This window comes from Williamsia deligens (genome assembly GCF_024171765.1).
Lineage (GTDB): Bacteria > Actinomycetota > Actinomycetes > Mycobacteriales > Mycobacteriaceae > Williamsia_A > Williamsia_A deligens.
The window spans coordinates 2,838,791-2,851,617 of record NZ_JAMTCI010000001.1; the positions used below are offsets into that span (position 1 = coordinate 2,838,791).

At 70.2% G+C, this 12,827-nt stretch carries 15 protein-coding genes; 6 read left to right on the forward strand and 9 right to left on the reverse strand.

The window, feature by feature from the left end:
• The first annotated feature begins 71 nt into the window (after positions 1–71).
• Entirely contained in the window at positions 72–1,022 is a 951-nt protein-coding gene (locus tag LX14_RS13020; protein WP_253647598.1) for a DMT family transporter, read from the forward strand.
• Here LX14_RS13020 and LX14_RS13025 read toward each other — a convergent pair.
• The gene (locus tag LX14_RS13025; RefSeq protein WP_253647599.1) at positions 991–1,395 is read right to left on the reverse strand and encodes a VOC family protein; all 405 of its coding nucleotides are present in this window, start codon (positions 1,393–1,395) and stop codon (positions 991–993) included. The two genes, LX14_RS13020 and LX14_RS13025, sit on opposite strands and share 32 nt — an antisense overlap.
• A gap of 69 nt (positions 1,396–1,464) precedes the next feature.
• Here LX14_RS13025 and LX14_RS13030 point away from each other — a divergent pair, with 69 nt between their 5' ends.
• Genes LX14_RS13030 through LX14_RS13040 form a run of 3 tightly spaced genes read left to right on the forward strand, consistent with a single transcriptional unit; the run spans position 1,465 to position 3,547 of the window.
• The gene (locus LX14_RS13030) at positions 1,465–2,085 is read left to right on the forward strand and encodes an AIM24 family protein (protein WP_253647600.1); all 621 of its coding nucleotides are present in this window, start codon (positions 1,465–1,467) and stop codon (positions 2,083–2,085) included.
• A gap of 11 nt (positions 2,086–2,096) precedes the next feature.
• Positions 2,097–2,789 carry an AIM24 family protein gene (locus LX14_RS13035; protein WP_253647601.1) on the forward strand — a complete coding sequence of 231 codons (693 nt, stop codon included), beginning with the start codon at positions 2,097–2,099 and terminating at the stop codon, positions 2,787–2,789.
• A complete protein-coding gene (locus LX14_RS13040) occupies positions 2,786–3,547 on the forward strand; it encodes an AIM24 family protein (protein ID WP_253647602.1) in 762 nt (253 codons plus the stop codon). Before LX14_RS13035 ends, LX14_RS13040 begins: the two co-directional genes overlap by 4 nt.
• 9 nt (positions 3,548–3,556) lie before the next feature.
• On the opposite strand, the gene LX14_RS13045 is transcribed toward LX14_RS13040, so the two are convergent.
• The 7 genes from LX14_RS13045 to LX14_RS13075 form a co-directional block, all read right to left on the reverse strand.
• Entirely contained in the window at positions 3,557–3,814 is a 258-nt protein-coding gene (locus tag LX14_RS13045) for a hypothetical protein (protein ID WP_253647603.1), read from the reverse strand.
• A gap of 168 nt (positions 3,815–3,982) precedes the next feature.
• On the reverse strand, positions 3,983–4,486 hold the full coding sequence (locus tag LX14_RS13050) for an O-acetyl-ADP-ribose deacetylase (RefSeq protein ID WP_253647604.1): 504 nt from the start codon (positions 4,484–4,486) through the stop codon (positions 3,983–3,985).
• 19 nt (positions 4,487–4,505) lie between these two features.
• Complete coding sequence (locus LX14_RS13055; RefSeq protein ID WP_253647605.1) at positions 4,506–5,117, reverse strand: Type 1 glutamine amidotransferase-like domain-containing protein; 612 nt, start codon at positions 5,115–5,117, stop codon at positions 4,506–4,508.
• 3 nt (positions 5,118–5,120) lie between these two features.
• Complete coding sequence (locus LX14_RS13060; protein WP_253647606.1) at positions 5,121–5,996, reverse strand: universal stress protein; 876 nt, start codon at positions 5,994–5,996, stop codon at positions 5,121–5,123.
• Entirely contained in the window at positions 5,993–7,420 is a 1,428-nt protein-coding gene (locus LX14_RS13065) for an amino acid permease (RefSeq protein WP_253647607.1), read from the reverse strand. Before LX14_RS13065 ends, LX14_RS13060 begins: the two co-directional genes overlap by 4 nt.
• 58 nt (positions 7,421–7,478) lie before the next feature.
• A complete protein-coding gene (locus tag LX14_RS13070; RefSeq protein ID WP_253647608.1) occupies positions 7,479–9,005 on the reverse strand; it encodes a cellulase family glycosylhydrolase in 1,527 nt (508 codons plus the stop codon).
• Between the two features lie 81 nt (positions 9,006–9,086).
• Positions 9,087–9,707, reverse strand: coding sequence for a TetR/AcrR family transcriptional regulator (locus LX14_RS13075; RefSeq protein ID WP_253647609.1), 621 nt, complete (start codon positions 9,705–9,707; stop codon positions 9,087–9,089).
• Positions 9,708–9,748: 41 nt separating this feature from the next.
• Here LX14_RS13075 and LX14_RS13080 point away from each other — a divergent pair, with 41 nt between their 5' ends.
• Both LX14_RS13080 and LX14_RS13085 read left to right on the forward strand, forming a co-directional pair.
• Entirely contained in the window at positions 9,749–10,879 is a 1,131-nt protein-coding gene (locus tag LX14_RS13080; protein WP_253647610.1) for a phosphotransferase family protein, read from the forward strand.
• Entirely contained in the window at positions 10,876–11,976 is a 1,101-nt protein-coding gene (locus LX14_RS13085) for an Rv3169 family protein (protein WP_253647611.1), read from the forward strand. Before LX14_RS13080 ends, LX14_RS13085 begins: the two co-directional genes overlap by 4 nt.
• Here the strand turns inward: LX14_RS13085 and LX14_RS13090 are convergent.
• Positions 11,943–12,806, reverse strand: coding sequence for an SDR family NAD(P)-dependent oxidoreductase (locus tag LX14_RS13090; RefSeq protein ID WP_253648011.1), 864 nt, complete (start codon positions 12,804–12,806; stop codon positions 11,943–11,945). The genes LX14_RS13085 and LX14_RS13090 overlap by 34 nt on opposite strands.
• Positions 12,807–12,827: the final 21 nt, after the last annotated feature.

Genomic DNA, 12,827 nt, shown 5'->3' on the forward strand with positions numbered 1-12,827 from the left:
CGGGGGCCTTCGTCGTGTGCGGCGCATCCGCCGACTGCGCGGTGGTCGGTCCTGCGTTCTAGCGTGAGCCCATGACCTCGACACCGACCTCGTACGCGTCGGCGCCGGGTGTCCCCGATATGGCCCGCCGCCCGCGGCTCTACGGGTCGGTTCTCATCGGTGCGTTGTGTCTGTCGGTGTCCGCGGTCCTCGTGAAGCTCGCTGACGTCGACGCCGCCACGACGGCCTTCCTGCGCTGCGCCCTCGCCGTTGTCGTCCTGCTGCCGCTCGCAGTCTGGGAACGACGTCGACGCGGATCGTTGTCGATGCATGCGACGCTGTGGTCGGTGGCGGCGGGTGTCGCCCTCGGCATGGACTACGCGGCGTGGACCGCGTCGATCTATGACGTCGGTGCGGGCATCAGCACCGTGCTCATCAACGTCCAGGTGATCGTCCTGCCGGTGTTGGCGTTGGTGTTCGACCGGGAGGCGATCCCGCCGCGATTCGTCGCCGCCACACCGCTGTTGCTGGGTGGGGTGGTCCTGGTGGGCGGCGTCGGCTCGCACCACGGCGTCGGGGACAAGGTGGTGTCCGGGACGATCCTCGGCCTGCTCGCGGGGATCGGGTACGGCAGCTACCTCTATCTCACCCGGCGGGGGAGTCGGGGGCGCCACACGCTGCTCCTGCAGCCGTTGACTGTCGCGACCGGCGTCGGGGCGATCACCACGGCCGTGGTGTCGCCTGTGACAGGGGGATTGGCGTTCACGGGCATCACCGCTCTGTCGTGGGTCGAGTTGGTTCTCCTCGCCGTCCTGGGTCAGGTGATCGCGTGGCTGTTCATCCACCACGCGAGCGTCCGACTCCCGGCGACGGCGACCGCCGGCCTGCTGCTGACGCAACCCGTTCTCGCGCTCGGGCTCGCCGCCGCCGTGCTCGCGGAGTACCCGAGTCCGCTGCAGTGGGTCGGTGCGGTGCTCGTGTTGGCCGGGGTCGCGATCGCCAACCGCGTCGTCAGGCCGACGCCACCCCTACTTGCCAGCTGACGCCGAAGCGGTCCTGCACCCAGCCGAAGGGGCCGAACCCGTAGTCGCCCAGCGGCATGAACTCCTGACCGTCCTCGGCGAGCGCGGCGAAGACGCGGCGCTGGTCGGCCTCGGTGTCACAGTCGACCCAGACCGACATGCCGGGCGTGATGTCCCACGCGTGCGCGATGGCGGAATCGCTGAACCTCAGACGTAGCCCGGCGACCTCGATCTCGGCCAGGAAGACGGTCCCCTCGCCACCGGGCTCGTCGGCGGTCCGTCGTCGATCGGAGATGACCCGGCCGTCGAAGATCTCGACATAGGCCGCCATCGCCGCAGCAGCCCCGCGGTCCGGGGCGGCGGGTTGGAACGTGAGGAACGGGAGTGCTCGCATCGGCCCATCGTAGGGACTACATTCTTCTCGAATCGGGCGTTCGCCGTGGGCGACGAGAAGGGTCGAGCGATGCAACTGGTGCAGCGATCCAAGCGCGTTCTCGAGGCGCACCTCGACAATTCGTCGGTCCGTGCCCTGTCCGGGTCGATGGTGGCCTACGAGGGCCAGATCTCCTTCAAGTCGGCGGGTTTCGGCGGTGGTGAGGGAGTGCTGGCCGGGGTCAAACAGCGGGCGACGGGTGAAGGCCTGTCGCTGATGGAGTGTTCGGGCGCAGGCGTCGTCTACTTCGCCCACGACGCGGCCCAGGTCACCGTCGTCGACCTCACCGGCGACACCCTGCAGGTCGAGAGCGAACAACTGCTCGTCCTCGCCGGCGACCTGTCGACCAACGTCACCTTCGCCGGCGTTCGCGGGATGAGCACGGGCCAGGGGCTGTTCACGACGACCGTCACCGGCCGCGGACAGGTCGGCCTGCTCTCGCGCGGTGGCCCACTGATCCATCTCGAGGTGAACCCGCAGTACCCCCTCGTCGTCGACCCCGACGCGTTCGTCTGCGCCCGCGGGGCCCTGTCGCAGTCGTTCGTCACCGACGTCTCATGGCGCAGCGCCGTCGGCCAGGGCGGCGGTGAGGCGTTCTCGTTGCGCTGGGACGGCACCGGCGTCGTGTCCATCCAACCGGCCGAGCGCTGAGGGAGATCGCCGTGTTCACCGTCGTCAACAGCAAGGTGGTGTCGGTCGATCTCGCACGGTCGGGACCGGTCGTCGCCCGGCGTGGCGCCATGCTCTTCTACTCCGGCGCAGTGACGTTCGCCCCGCACCAGATCCCCGGCGCGGGCGGCGGGATGGGAGCGATGGGAGGCATGGCGGGGCGGATGATCGCCGGCGAACACGAGGCCACGATGGTCGCGCAGGGGACCGGCACGGTCCACTACGGGTTCCGCGGCATCGAGACCCACGTCGTCGACGTCGGCGCGCTCGGCGGGGTCATCCGGGTCGAGGCCTCACGCCTGCTCGCCCACACCTCGGGACTGCAGGCGTCGGTGGTGTCGGTCGCCTCCTCGGGTGGCGGTGGCGGCGGCGGTGGACTGTTCGGGTCACTGCGATCGGCCGCAGCCGGGGCGGTGACGGGTCAGGGCATGTTCACCACCCAGCTGTCGGGTCCGGGATCGGTGGTCCTGCTCGGGCACGGCGGCGTCTTCGACCTGCCCGTCACACCGGACAAGCCGGTGATCGTCGACCCGCAGGCGTACGTCGGTGCGGCCGGCCAGGTGTCGACGACGCTGCGGTCGGCGGTGAGCTGGCGCAACGTCGGGCGCAGCGGTGGCGAGGCGCTCCAGCTCGAATGCACCGGGCAGGGAACGGTGTTCGTCCAGGCGTCGGAGGAGAAGCTGTGAGCGATCTGAACACGGTGTGGACGCCGCACACGCTGCCCGCCGACGACAACGTCCCCGGCAACAGCTACGCGTTCTCCATCGACCTCACCCAGCCGTGGTTCCTGTCGAAGGGGGTGATGATCGCCTACTACGGGCAGATGTCGTTCCGGTCACTGCAGCACGGCCTCGCCGACCACCTGCTGCACATGGTGGCGCAACGGTTCTCCGCGCCGCTGTACCTCGGGGACTTCGTCATCGCCGAGGGTCAGGGGAAGCTGGTCATCGGTGACCGTGGGTACGACATCAACGCCTACGACCTCGACGACGGCAACCTGACGATCCGCGCCGCGAACCTGTTGGCGATGCAACCGCAGTTGTCGTTGAAGCAGTCCATCGTGCCGGGGTTCCTGACGCTCCTCGGCACCGGCAAGTTCCTGGCCTCGTCGAACGGCCCGGTCATGTTTGCCGAGCCCCCGCTGCGCGTCGACCCCGAGGCGCTGGTCGGGTGGGCCGACTGCCCCTCACCCAGCCACCACTTCGACGAGTCCTGGGTCACCGACCTGATCTCCGCCGCGGGCCGCCGGTTCGGTGTGCACTCCGGCGAGGAGCGTCAGTTCGACTTCACCGGCACGGGAACGGTTCTCGTGCAGTCCAGTGAGAAGGTCCGTGACGACGCCGCCGTCGTCCGGACCATCCAGGGCCAGCTCCCGGGACTGTCGGTGCCGGGCCTGCAACAGATCAACCAGCAGATCGCGCAGCAACTGCAGCAGCACCAGTAGCGGTCGACCTCAGGTGGTGCGCCTGTCGATCGTGTCCAACACCGCCGACACCTCCCGCAGCTCCTTGCGGAGCGCGGCGCGGTCGAGACGGGCCTGATCGGGGTCGGCGGGGTCCACGTCGTCGAGTGCGAGGGCGATGCGCGAGCGGTGCTCGGAGAGCAGCTGGGCGAACATCGCGGCCTGCGCGCGGTCGGCGTCGGACTGCGGGCGCGACGAGGGCGCGGGGTCCGGGGCGACCCCGTCGGAGACGAGTGGCGCTGGCGACACGTGCGTCACATCCGACCGCATGCGCGCGAAGAGATGGACCACGTCCCCCACAACCCGCTCCTGACCTCGTCGACGGTCCGGCTGTCCGAACGTCTGGTGAACGGAGTGTGGCCGATCGGTGGTGTCTCCCACCCCTTTGCGGTCAGTGAGACTCGAACGCCCCGGCGATCACCGCCGTGACAGCGCAGCCTGCATCTGACGCGCGGTGGCGGCGTCGAAGGCGACGAGGACAGCGGTCTCCACGCGGGTGTCGGTGTCGGCGATGGTGTCGACGGCAGCGGCGATCGCGTCGTCCTTCGGCCATCCGTAGACCCCGGCGCTGATGAGCGGGAACGCCACGGACCGCGCGCCGATCTCGTCGGCCACCTCCAGGCAGCGTCGGTAGCAGGACGTGAGCAACGAGCGGTCGCGCTGGCCGGCTGCGTGATTCGGGCCCACGGTGTGGATCACCCACCGGGCGGGCATGTCGCCCGCGATGGTCCAGCCGGCGTCGCCGGTGGCGAGGCCGTCGGGGAATCGCGCGATGCAGTCCTCGAGCACGGCCGGACCGCCGGCCCGGTGGATCGCCCCGTCGACACCGCCGCCACCGCGCATCCGGTTGTTGGCCGCGTTGACGACGGCGTCGACCTGCATGGCCGTGATGTCCCCGGTGATGACCTCGATGCTCGGCATGCCGGAGATTGTGCGCGCCTCAGGACGCGATGACGACCCCGTCGACGATCATCACCGAGTCCCTGTCGCCGATACGGAAGTGCTCGATGCCCTCCGCGGTGAGGCGGGCGCTGAGTTCCGCACACCGCAGGGCCTCGTCGTAGCTGCCGTCGACGTGGGGGACGGCGGGTCGGTCGATGAGCCCGAGTCCGTCGGTGGGCGGTGTCGGTCCCGCGGCCGCGGGGTCGTCGACGGCGGCCACGTAGCGCAGGTCGGGGGAGAGGACCGCGGCCCCGGCGCTGTACCCGGCCCAGGCCAGCGTCCCGGAGCGGACACGGTCGGTGATGGCGACGTCGGCGCCGGACGCGGCGAGCGCGGCGCGCAGCACGAAGGTGTTGCCGCCCCGGACCCAGACCGCGTCCAGGTCGTCGAGGCGCGCGCCGACGTCGGCGGCGCGCAGATCGAGTGCGATCGGACGCAGCCCGAGGCGTGCCATCTCGTCGGACTCCACCTCGGTGGCGAGGGTCCTGTCGGCGGCGGGCCTGTCGTCCACGGCGTTGACGACGACACCGATGCGGGCCCCGGCTCCGACGGTCTCGACGAGGCGGTCGGGGTGGTCGCCGGTGCCCAGCGAGGCGAGGAACAGTCGCATGGGTCAGCCCGGGACCACGAGGACGGGCACGGGACTCGAGCGCACGATCTTGGCGGCGCGTGAACCGAGGAAGACCCGTCGGATGGGGCCCCGTGGGGATGTGCCGAGCACGAGGATCTCGCCCGGTGCGAAGCCTGCGGCGTCGAGCGCATCGCGCCAGGAGCCGCCGGTGACGACCGTGGCGTCGACGCCCGGGCCGATGACACCGTCGGTCCGGAGGTCGTGCAGAGCTGCCGCCGACTGTTCGGAGAGGGCTGCGAGCACGACGTCCTCGGCGTGCAGTCCCGCCTCCGGCGGGTACATGGTGCGGCCGCGGACGGCGAACGTGACCACGCGGGCGGCGATCCCCAGGCGGCCGGCGAGCGACAGGCCGGCGGCGACGGCGGACCGTGATTCGGGTGTGCCGGCGTAGGCGCAGGTGATCCGGGTGAGGTGGCCCGAGCGGGCGGAGAACCCGCGGGGACTCACCGCGAGTGCGACCGAGGACGAGTGCAGCAGGCGGTCACCCGTCGACCCCAACGACACCTCGCCGTCGGGTCCGTCCGCGGATCCCAGGACCAGGGTGTGGGCGGCGCTGTCGGCGACGGCCTGCAGGAGACCACCCGATACCGACTTGTGCTGCACCGTACGGAAGTCGACGTCGACCGGGACGGCCATCCGGGCGAGCTCGGCGGCGCCGGTCCGAGCGGCATGTGCGGCGAGATCCTGCGCCCACTGCTCGAACTCGGCGTCGACGCGCGCCATCGACGGCGTGGTCCATGGTGTCGGGACCACGGTGGTGACGACGAGCGGCTCGCCCAGTCGGTGGGCGAGAAGCGCTGCGAGAGCGAGGGCGTCGGTCCCGCCACGCTCCGGGTGGTAGCCGACGACGAGGGTCACGGCTGTGCCTTCTCGCCGCCGAGCAGGCTGTGGTGTCGCCCCCAGACGAGGTAGAACCCGACGACCACACCGACCCACAGGGCGAACCAGACCCAGGTGTACCAGTGCAGTCCCGACAGCACGTAGATGCACGCGGCGATGGCCAGCACCGGGGTGACGGGATAGCCGGGGACCTTGAAGGCGCGGGGGAGGTCAGGTCGGGTGCGGCGCAGGATGATCACCCCGAGAGACACCACGATGAACGCGGTCAGCGTGCCGATCGAGACCATGTCGGCGAGCTTGTCGAGGGGGACGAACGCGGCCAACAGGCCCACGACCACGGCAACCACGATGGTGTTGTTCACCGGGGTCTGCGTGCGCGGGCTGACCTTCGCGAACCACGTCGGCAGCATCCCGTCGCGGGCCATCGCGAACAGGATGCGGGTCTGGCCGTACATGGTCACCAGGGTGACCGAGAAGATCGAGATCACCGCGCCCGCAGCGAGGATCGTGGCCGGCCAGAGACTGCCGGTCACCCTCTGCAGGATCGTCGACAGGCCCGCCTCGGTCTGCGAGGCGAAGTCCTGCCACGGTTGCGCACCGATCGCGGCGACCGCCACGAGCACGTAGGCGACGATGACGATGAGCAGCGCGGCGATCAGTGCCCGCGGCATCGCACGCTGGGGATCTTTCACCTCGTCGCCCGCGGTGGAGATCGCGTCGAGTCCGATGAACGAGAAGAAGATCGTGCCCGCGGCCACGCTGATCCCGTGGACGCCGAACGGGAGGAAGTCCGAGAAGTTGCCGGAGTCGAACGCGGTGGCGGCGACGGCGACGAACATGGCCAGCACGGCGATCTTGATGATGACCATGATCGCGTTCGCCCGCGCCGACTCGCTCGCCCCACGGATCAGCAGGACCGCGCACATCGCCACCAGGACGACGGCCGGGAGGTTGAGCACGCCGGGGGTGGCGTCGAACGGGCCCGCGGTGAGGGCGTCCGGGAGTCGTACGTGCAGAACGTTGTTCAGCAGCTCGTTGAGATACCCCGACCATCCGACGGACACCGCGGCCGTCGACACCCCATACTCCAGGAGCAGGCACGCGGCCACCCCCATCGCCACGAGCTCCCCGAGGGTCGCGTAGGCGTAGGAGTACGTCGAGCCGGACACGGGGACCGTGGAGGCCATCTCGGCGTAGCAGAGCGCCGCGAGGCCGGCTGCGACACCGGCGACGATGAACGACAGGATCACGCCGGGACCCGCCTCCGGCACGGCCTGCGCCATGACGAAGAAGATCCCGGTCCCGATGGTGGACCCGACGCCGAACATCGTCAGCTGGAAGGTGCTGATGCTGCGCGTGAGTCGGGCGCCACCCTCACCGGAGTCGACCGGTCCGGTCACGGGTTTGCGACGCAGGAGCTGCGTGCCGATCGACGTCGTCATGGATGGACTCTAGATGTCCGATCCCTGGTCCGGGCGGTTGTCGGCGTGCGGTGGGAGCTCAGGGCGCGGCGGACGCCGTGGGTGTCGCCTCCTGGGTCGTCGCGGTCGGCGCCGTCGTGGCCGGCTCTGTCGCACTCGGTGCCGTCGCCGTCGCCGCCGCTGTGGTCGCCGCCGCCGTCCTCGCCTCGGCTGCAGAGGCATCGGCTGCGGTGGCATCGGTGGTCGCGGGCTCGGTCACCGCGGGCTCCGTGGTCGTCGACGGTGTCGTGGTCGTGGACGCTGCCGGGGTCGCGACATCCGGCGTCGGGGCGGTGCTCGACGTCGAGGGGGTCGTGACCGGCGTCGACTCGGTCGGGGTGGACGCGGTCGGCGTGGACGCGGTCGGGGTGGCTGCGGATGTGCTCGCAGCGGTGGTGGTTGCCTTCGAGACCAGTGCGGCGTCGCGCGCCACCGCGGTCGACGACGACGTCCGGTGCGAGGCGATGAACGCGGCGATCACCGACGCCACCGGCTTGCCGGTGCCGTCGTCGCGGTAGATCCCGAAGGTGCTCTCCGGATCGGTCGTGTCGGCGGTGTTCCGGTCCTGGAGCGTGTACACGAACGACGGCCCGGCGTAGGGGAGCGTGCTCCAGGTGGTCAGGAAGTCGTTCATGAACGACGCCTGGTTCTGCTCCCCGACGACCCCGGTGGGCAGCCCGTACTCCGAACTCCAGATCTCCTTGCTCGCATCACCGTTCGTGCTCATGATGGTGCGGATCCGGGTGAGCTGGCCCAGCGGCGACTCCTGCGTCATCGCCGGTCCCTGGGAGAACATGAGGGTGTTCTGGTACGGGTGGAAGGACAGTGCGTCGAAGGACCCCTCCGCGCCGTCGGCGTACATCTGCTGGACGAAGTCGACGGGGTTCATCGTGTAGTTCCCCCACGTCAGGGTCGAGCCCAGGACCCCGCCAATCACCTGCGCGTCGGGGTCGCCGGCCTTGATCGCCGGGTAAGCCGCCTTGAGCAGCGCGGTGTATCCGGCCGGATCGGGCGCCGGCTGGTAGGCCACGTAGTAGTTCGGCTCGTTCCAGACCTCGTACGCACCGATCTTCCCTGCGTATCGGGAGGAGAGCGTGCGCAGGAAATCCGCCATCGTGGCGGGGTTCGTCGGTGGCGCGTAGACGTCGGAACCGGCCGCCCGTGTCCAGGTGGGGGAGGTGCTGACCACCGCGAGGATCCCCATCCCCCGGGCATCGGCCGCGTTCACCATGGCGTCCACGCGACTCCAGTCGTAGTTGCCGTCGACGGGTTCGATGCCCGCCCACGGGACCGCGATGCGGATGTTCTGGACGCCGAGGGCCTGCATCTTGTCCAGCGAATCCGTGATCGCCGCAGGGTCGTTCGCATCCCAGTACAGGTCGTTGTCCGAGATCCCCACGGTGTCCGGCGAATCGACGATGGCCGCCATGGGTGTGACCGCGAGCTGCGCACTCGGAGGCGCGAGTGCGGCAACCCCGACGATCGCGGCAACACTGGCCAATCCGGTGAGGGCCGTGGTGATCCGGGTCGTGAGGGCAGAGGGCTTGAGCGTGCGTGCTCGATGCACGTCGTTCTCCGTTTCACCCCCCGTGGGTAATCGGTCGTTCTCGCGTCGATGCGAGGGAGCGTTCGACTTTACACAGAAAATTCACTCAAGTGAATCGTTCAGGCAGATCCCATCGGCGATGAGGGGGCTCATGGTGGCGAGCCATGCGTCGTCCAACTCGGCGGTGGGGTCGATGAGGACGGCGACGATCACGGCGCCACCGATCAACTGCGACAACGTCATCGACGTCGTCGTCGGTGTCACGGCGCCCGCTCGGCGGGCTGACGCGAGATGTGTGTCGAGTACGGCCAGTGTCGGTGCGAAGCGGCTCAGGATGCGCGCCGCGACGGCCGGGTCGCCCCGGAGATCGGCGACGATCCCGGGGAGCGCAGCGCGCATGGCGGGTTCGGTGAACCGGTCACGCGTCCAGCGGAGCATCTGTGCCACGGCGAGGCGGGGGTCGTCGTCGAGGTCGGTGATGCCCTCGAGCCCCGACGGCAGGACGGCCTCGTGGACGAGTTCGGTCTTCGACGGCCACCGGCGGTACAGGGCGGTCTTGGTGGTGCCTGCCCGCAGCGCGACGGCGTTCATCGTCACCGCGGAGTAGCCGCCGTCGACCAGCAGCTCCCGGGTCGCCTGCAACACCGACTCGTCGATGGCGGCGTCCCGGGGCCTACCGCGTTGGCCGTTCCGGCCCGCGGACGATGTCGCTCGTGGTGTCATAACGCTACCCACGGTAGCGGAACAACCGAGAGCAGGCGCGCATGTCCGAGACCCCGAGCCCACCTGACATCACCTCGCTGCAGCACTCCAGTCGAGACCTGGGCGCGTTGCCGGCGGCCGTGGCGGGATGGCTGGCGGACCAGCACCCCGGCCGCGGCCGACCCGTCGTGATGCTGTCCGACGCCATCGAGGCCAACGGGCAGTCGTCGGAGACCGTCGCGATGACCGCGGCCTGGCCGGACTCGGTTGCGCCGGAGCGGCTCGTCATGCGTCTGGCGCCCACCGCCCAGGACGTCCCGGTGTTCACCGAGTACCGCCTGGACCACCAGTACGAGGCCATGCGACTCGTCTCGGAGCTGACCGAGGTCCCCGTCCCCGTGGTGCGGGGGATCGAGCCGACCGGGGCGGTGCTCGGCGTGCCGTTCCTCGTGATGGAGCACATCGACGGGGTGATCCCGCCCGACGTCCTGCCGTACACGTTCGGCGACAACTGGTTCGCCGATGCACCCGCCGATCGGCGCGCGGCCGCCCAGCGGGCGACGGTCGGGGTCCTCGCGGCGTTGCACTCGATCCCGGACGCGCAGAGCGTGTTCGGATTCCTCGACCGCCGCACGCCGGGTGAGACCGCCGTGCACCGGCAGTTGTCCTGGCTCGAGGAGTGGTACGGCTTCGCCCGCGACGAGGTGGGACCGTCCGACCGGGCGGAGCGGGCCCTGGTGTGGTTGCGCGACAATGTGCCCGCGGACGCCGCTGCGGCCGACCCCGTTCTGTGCTGGGGTGACGCGCGGATCGGGAACGTGATCTATCGCGATTTCGTGCCGGTGGGGATCCTGGACTGGGAGATGGCCGCGCTCGGCCCCCGTGAGCTCGATCTGGCCTGGATCATGTTCGCCCATCGCGTCTTCCAGTCGATCACGGAGTCGATGGGACTGCCGGGGCTGCCCGAAACGCTCACCGAACACGACGTCGTCGCGACCTACGAGGAGGCGACCGGCGTCCGGGTGGGGGACCTCCGGTGGTTCCACCTCTGGTGCGGCGTCGCGTGGTCGGCGATCCTGATGCGCGTCACCGCACGGCGCATCCGCTTCGGAGAACTGCCCGCCGGCACCGACGTGGAGGAGAACCTGCTGCACAACCCCCTGATCGACGAACTGCTGGCGGGTGTCTCGTGATCGGCCCCGCCGACGAGTACCCGGTCCACCAGGCGCCGCTGCCGATCGCGCTGCCGGCGACGACCGATCGCAACTTCTACGACCGATGCTATGTCAACGCCCACGACTCGTCGGGCGACATCTTCGTGGTCATGGGCCTCGGTCACTACCCCGTGCTCGGTGTCAGCGATGCGTTCGTCCTGATCCACCGGGGTGATGATCAGACCGCGGTCCACCTGTCGGGTGCGCTGATCCCCGACAGACTCGACCAGTCCGTGGGCGCGTTCCGACTCGACGTCGTCGAGCCGCTCCGCTCGGTTCGGCTGCGTCTGGCCGAGACCGAGGGCATCGCCCTCGACGCCACCTTCACCGGATCGTTCGACGTCGTCGAGGAACAGCGACACATCCTGCGCGCCGGCTCGCGCACCACCCTCGACGCACAACGTTTCGCCCAGGTGGGCACATGGACCGGTGCGCTCGAGATCGACGGTGAGCGGATCGAATTCGACCCGACGTCGTGGGTGGGGACACGCGACCGCTCGTGGGGGATACGTCCGATCGGTGAGGCCGAACCCGCGGGCCGGCCCGCGGACCCGCCCTTCGAGGGGATGTGGTGGATGTACCTGCCGCTCGCCTTCGACGACTTCGGGCTGGTGATGGTGATCCAGGAGGAGCCCGACGGTACGCGGACCCTCGACGACGCCGTGCGGATCTGGGCCGACGGGCGCCGGGAACAGTTGCGCAGCCCGGAGATCGCCGTGACCTACGGGGCCACGGCCCGCGTGCCGGAGTCCGCGACGGTGACCACCCGATCGGCGACCGGCGAGGACATCCACATCGAGGTCACCTCTCTGCTCGCCACCGCGCTGCATGTCGGCGGGGGGTACGGCGGCGATCCCGACTGGAACCATGGTCAGTGGCGCGGTGAGGGTTTCACCGAGCGGGTCCGCTACGACGTCGCCGATCCCGCTGTGGCCGGGCGTATCCCGTTCGGAGTGTCCGACCATGTCCCGTCGGCGACCTGGACCGAGGCCGGTGTCACCCGGCGCGGTGTCGGGATGTTCGAGCACGCCTGCCTCGGTCGTCACGACCCGTCGGGGTTCTCCGGCTGGTTCTGAGTCACGGCGAACCCGCGTCGACGAGCCGCGACGAACCGTGTCGAGGACCACCACACCACTCCCGGCGCCCACCGGTAGAGGCGCCACGCCAGCCGGGCCCGCCCGGGCACGACGAGCAGCGCCCGGTCACGGGCCATCGCCTCGAGGGTCTCCGTGGCGAGGCGGTCCGCGCTGTAGGCGTTCGCCAGGCCCTGACCCGTGAGGTAGTAGTCGCGCCCGCGGAAACCGCCCACCGAGCCGGCGTCGAGCAGAGGGGTCTCGACGGCCGCCGGGCAGAGGGCGAGCACCCGGATGCCGTGCGCCGCCGCCTCCGACCGCAACGCCAGGGACAGTCCGACCACCGCGTGCTTGGTGGCGACGTAGCTCGTGATCAGACCGGCCGGGGTCAGACCACCCATCGAGGCTGTGGTGACGATGTGGCCCTCGCCCTGCCGGATCATGTGGCGGTAGGCGGCGTCGACACCGTGCACCACACCTCGCAGGTTCACGTCGATGATCGCGTTCCAGCGATCGAGTCCGAGCAGCTCGGTGTCGCCGCCGAACGAGATGCCGGCGTTGTTCACCATGACGTCGACGCGCCCGTGCGCCGAGACGACGGAGTCGACGAGGTCGGCAACCCCGACCGCATCGGTCACGTCGAGTCGGGCCGCCGTCGCCCGTGGTCCGCAGTCCCGGGCCGTCTGTCGTGCGGCGTCGTCGTCGATGTCGGTGCACCAGACCGCGGACCCGGCCCCGGCGAACGCGCGGGCCAGGGCGGCCCCGATCCCGGACCCGGCGCCGGTCACGATGACCGAGCACTCGGCCAAGGGTCTGACATGGCGGCGACGCATGCGCCCCAGCCTCCCACCGAT

What these genes read in the sequence shown, in the direction of transcription:
- LX14_RS13020 (WP_253647598.1), top strand. Translation starts at nt 72, where the DNA reads ATGACCTCGACACCGACCTCGTACGCGTCGGCGCCGGGTGTCCCCGAT.
- LX14_RS13025 (WP_253647599.1), bottom strand. Translation starts at nt 1,395, where the DNA reads ATGCGAGCACTCCCGTTCCTCACGTTCCAACCCGCCGCCCCGGACCGC.
- LX14_RS13030 (WP_253647600.1), top strand. Translation starts at nt 1,465, where the DNA reads ATGCAACTGGTGCAGCGATCCAAGCGCGTTCTCGAGGCGCACCTCGAC.
- LX14_RS13050 (WP_253647604.1), bottom strand. Translation starts at nt 4,486, where the DNA reads ATGCCGAGCATCGAGGTCATCACCGGGGACATCACGGCCATGCAGGTC.
- LX14_RS13055 (WP_253647605.1), bottom strand. Translation starts at nt 5,117, where the DNA reads ATGCGACTGTTCCTCGCCTCGCTGGGCACCGGCGACCACCCCGACCGC.
- LX14_RS13065 (WP_253647607.1), bottom strand. Translation starts at nt 7,420, where the DNA reads ATGACGACGTCGATCGGCACGCAGCTCCTGCGTCGCAAACCCGTGACC.
- LX14_RS13075 (WP_253647609.1), bottom strand. Translation starts at nt 9,707, where the DNA reads ATGACACCACGAGCGACATCGTCCGCGGGCCGGAACGGCCAACGCGGT.
- LX14_RS13080 (WP_253647610.1), top strand. Translation starts at nt 9,749, where the DNA reads ATGTCCGAGACCCCGAGCCCACCTGACATCACCTCGCTGCAGCACTCC.
- LX14_RS13090 (WP_253648011.1), bottom strand. Translation starts at nt 12,806, where the DNA reads ATGCGTCGCCGCCATGTCAGACCCTTGGCCGAGTGCTCGGTCATCGTG.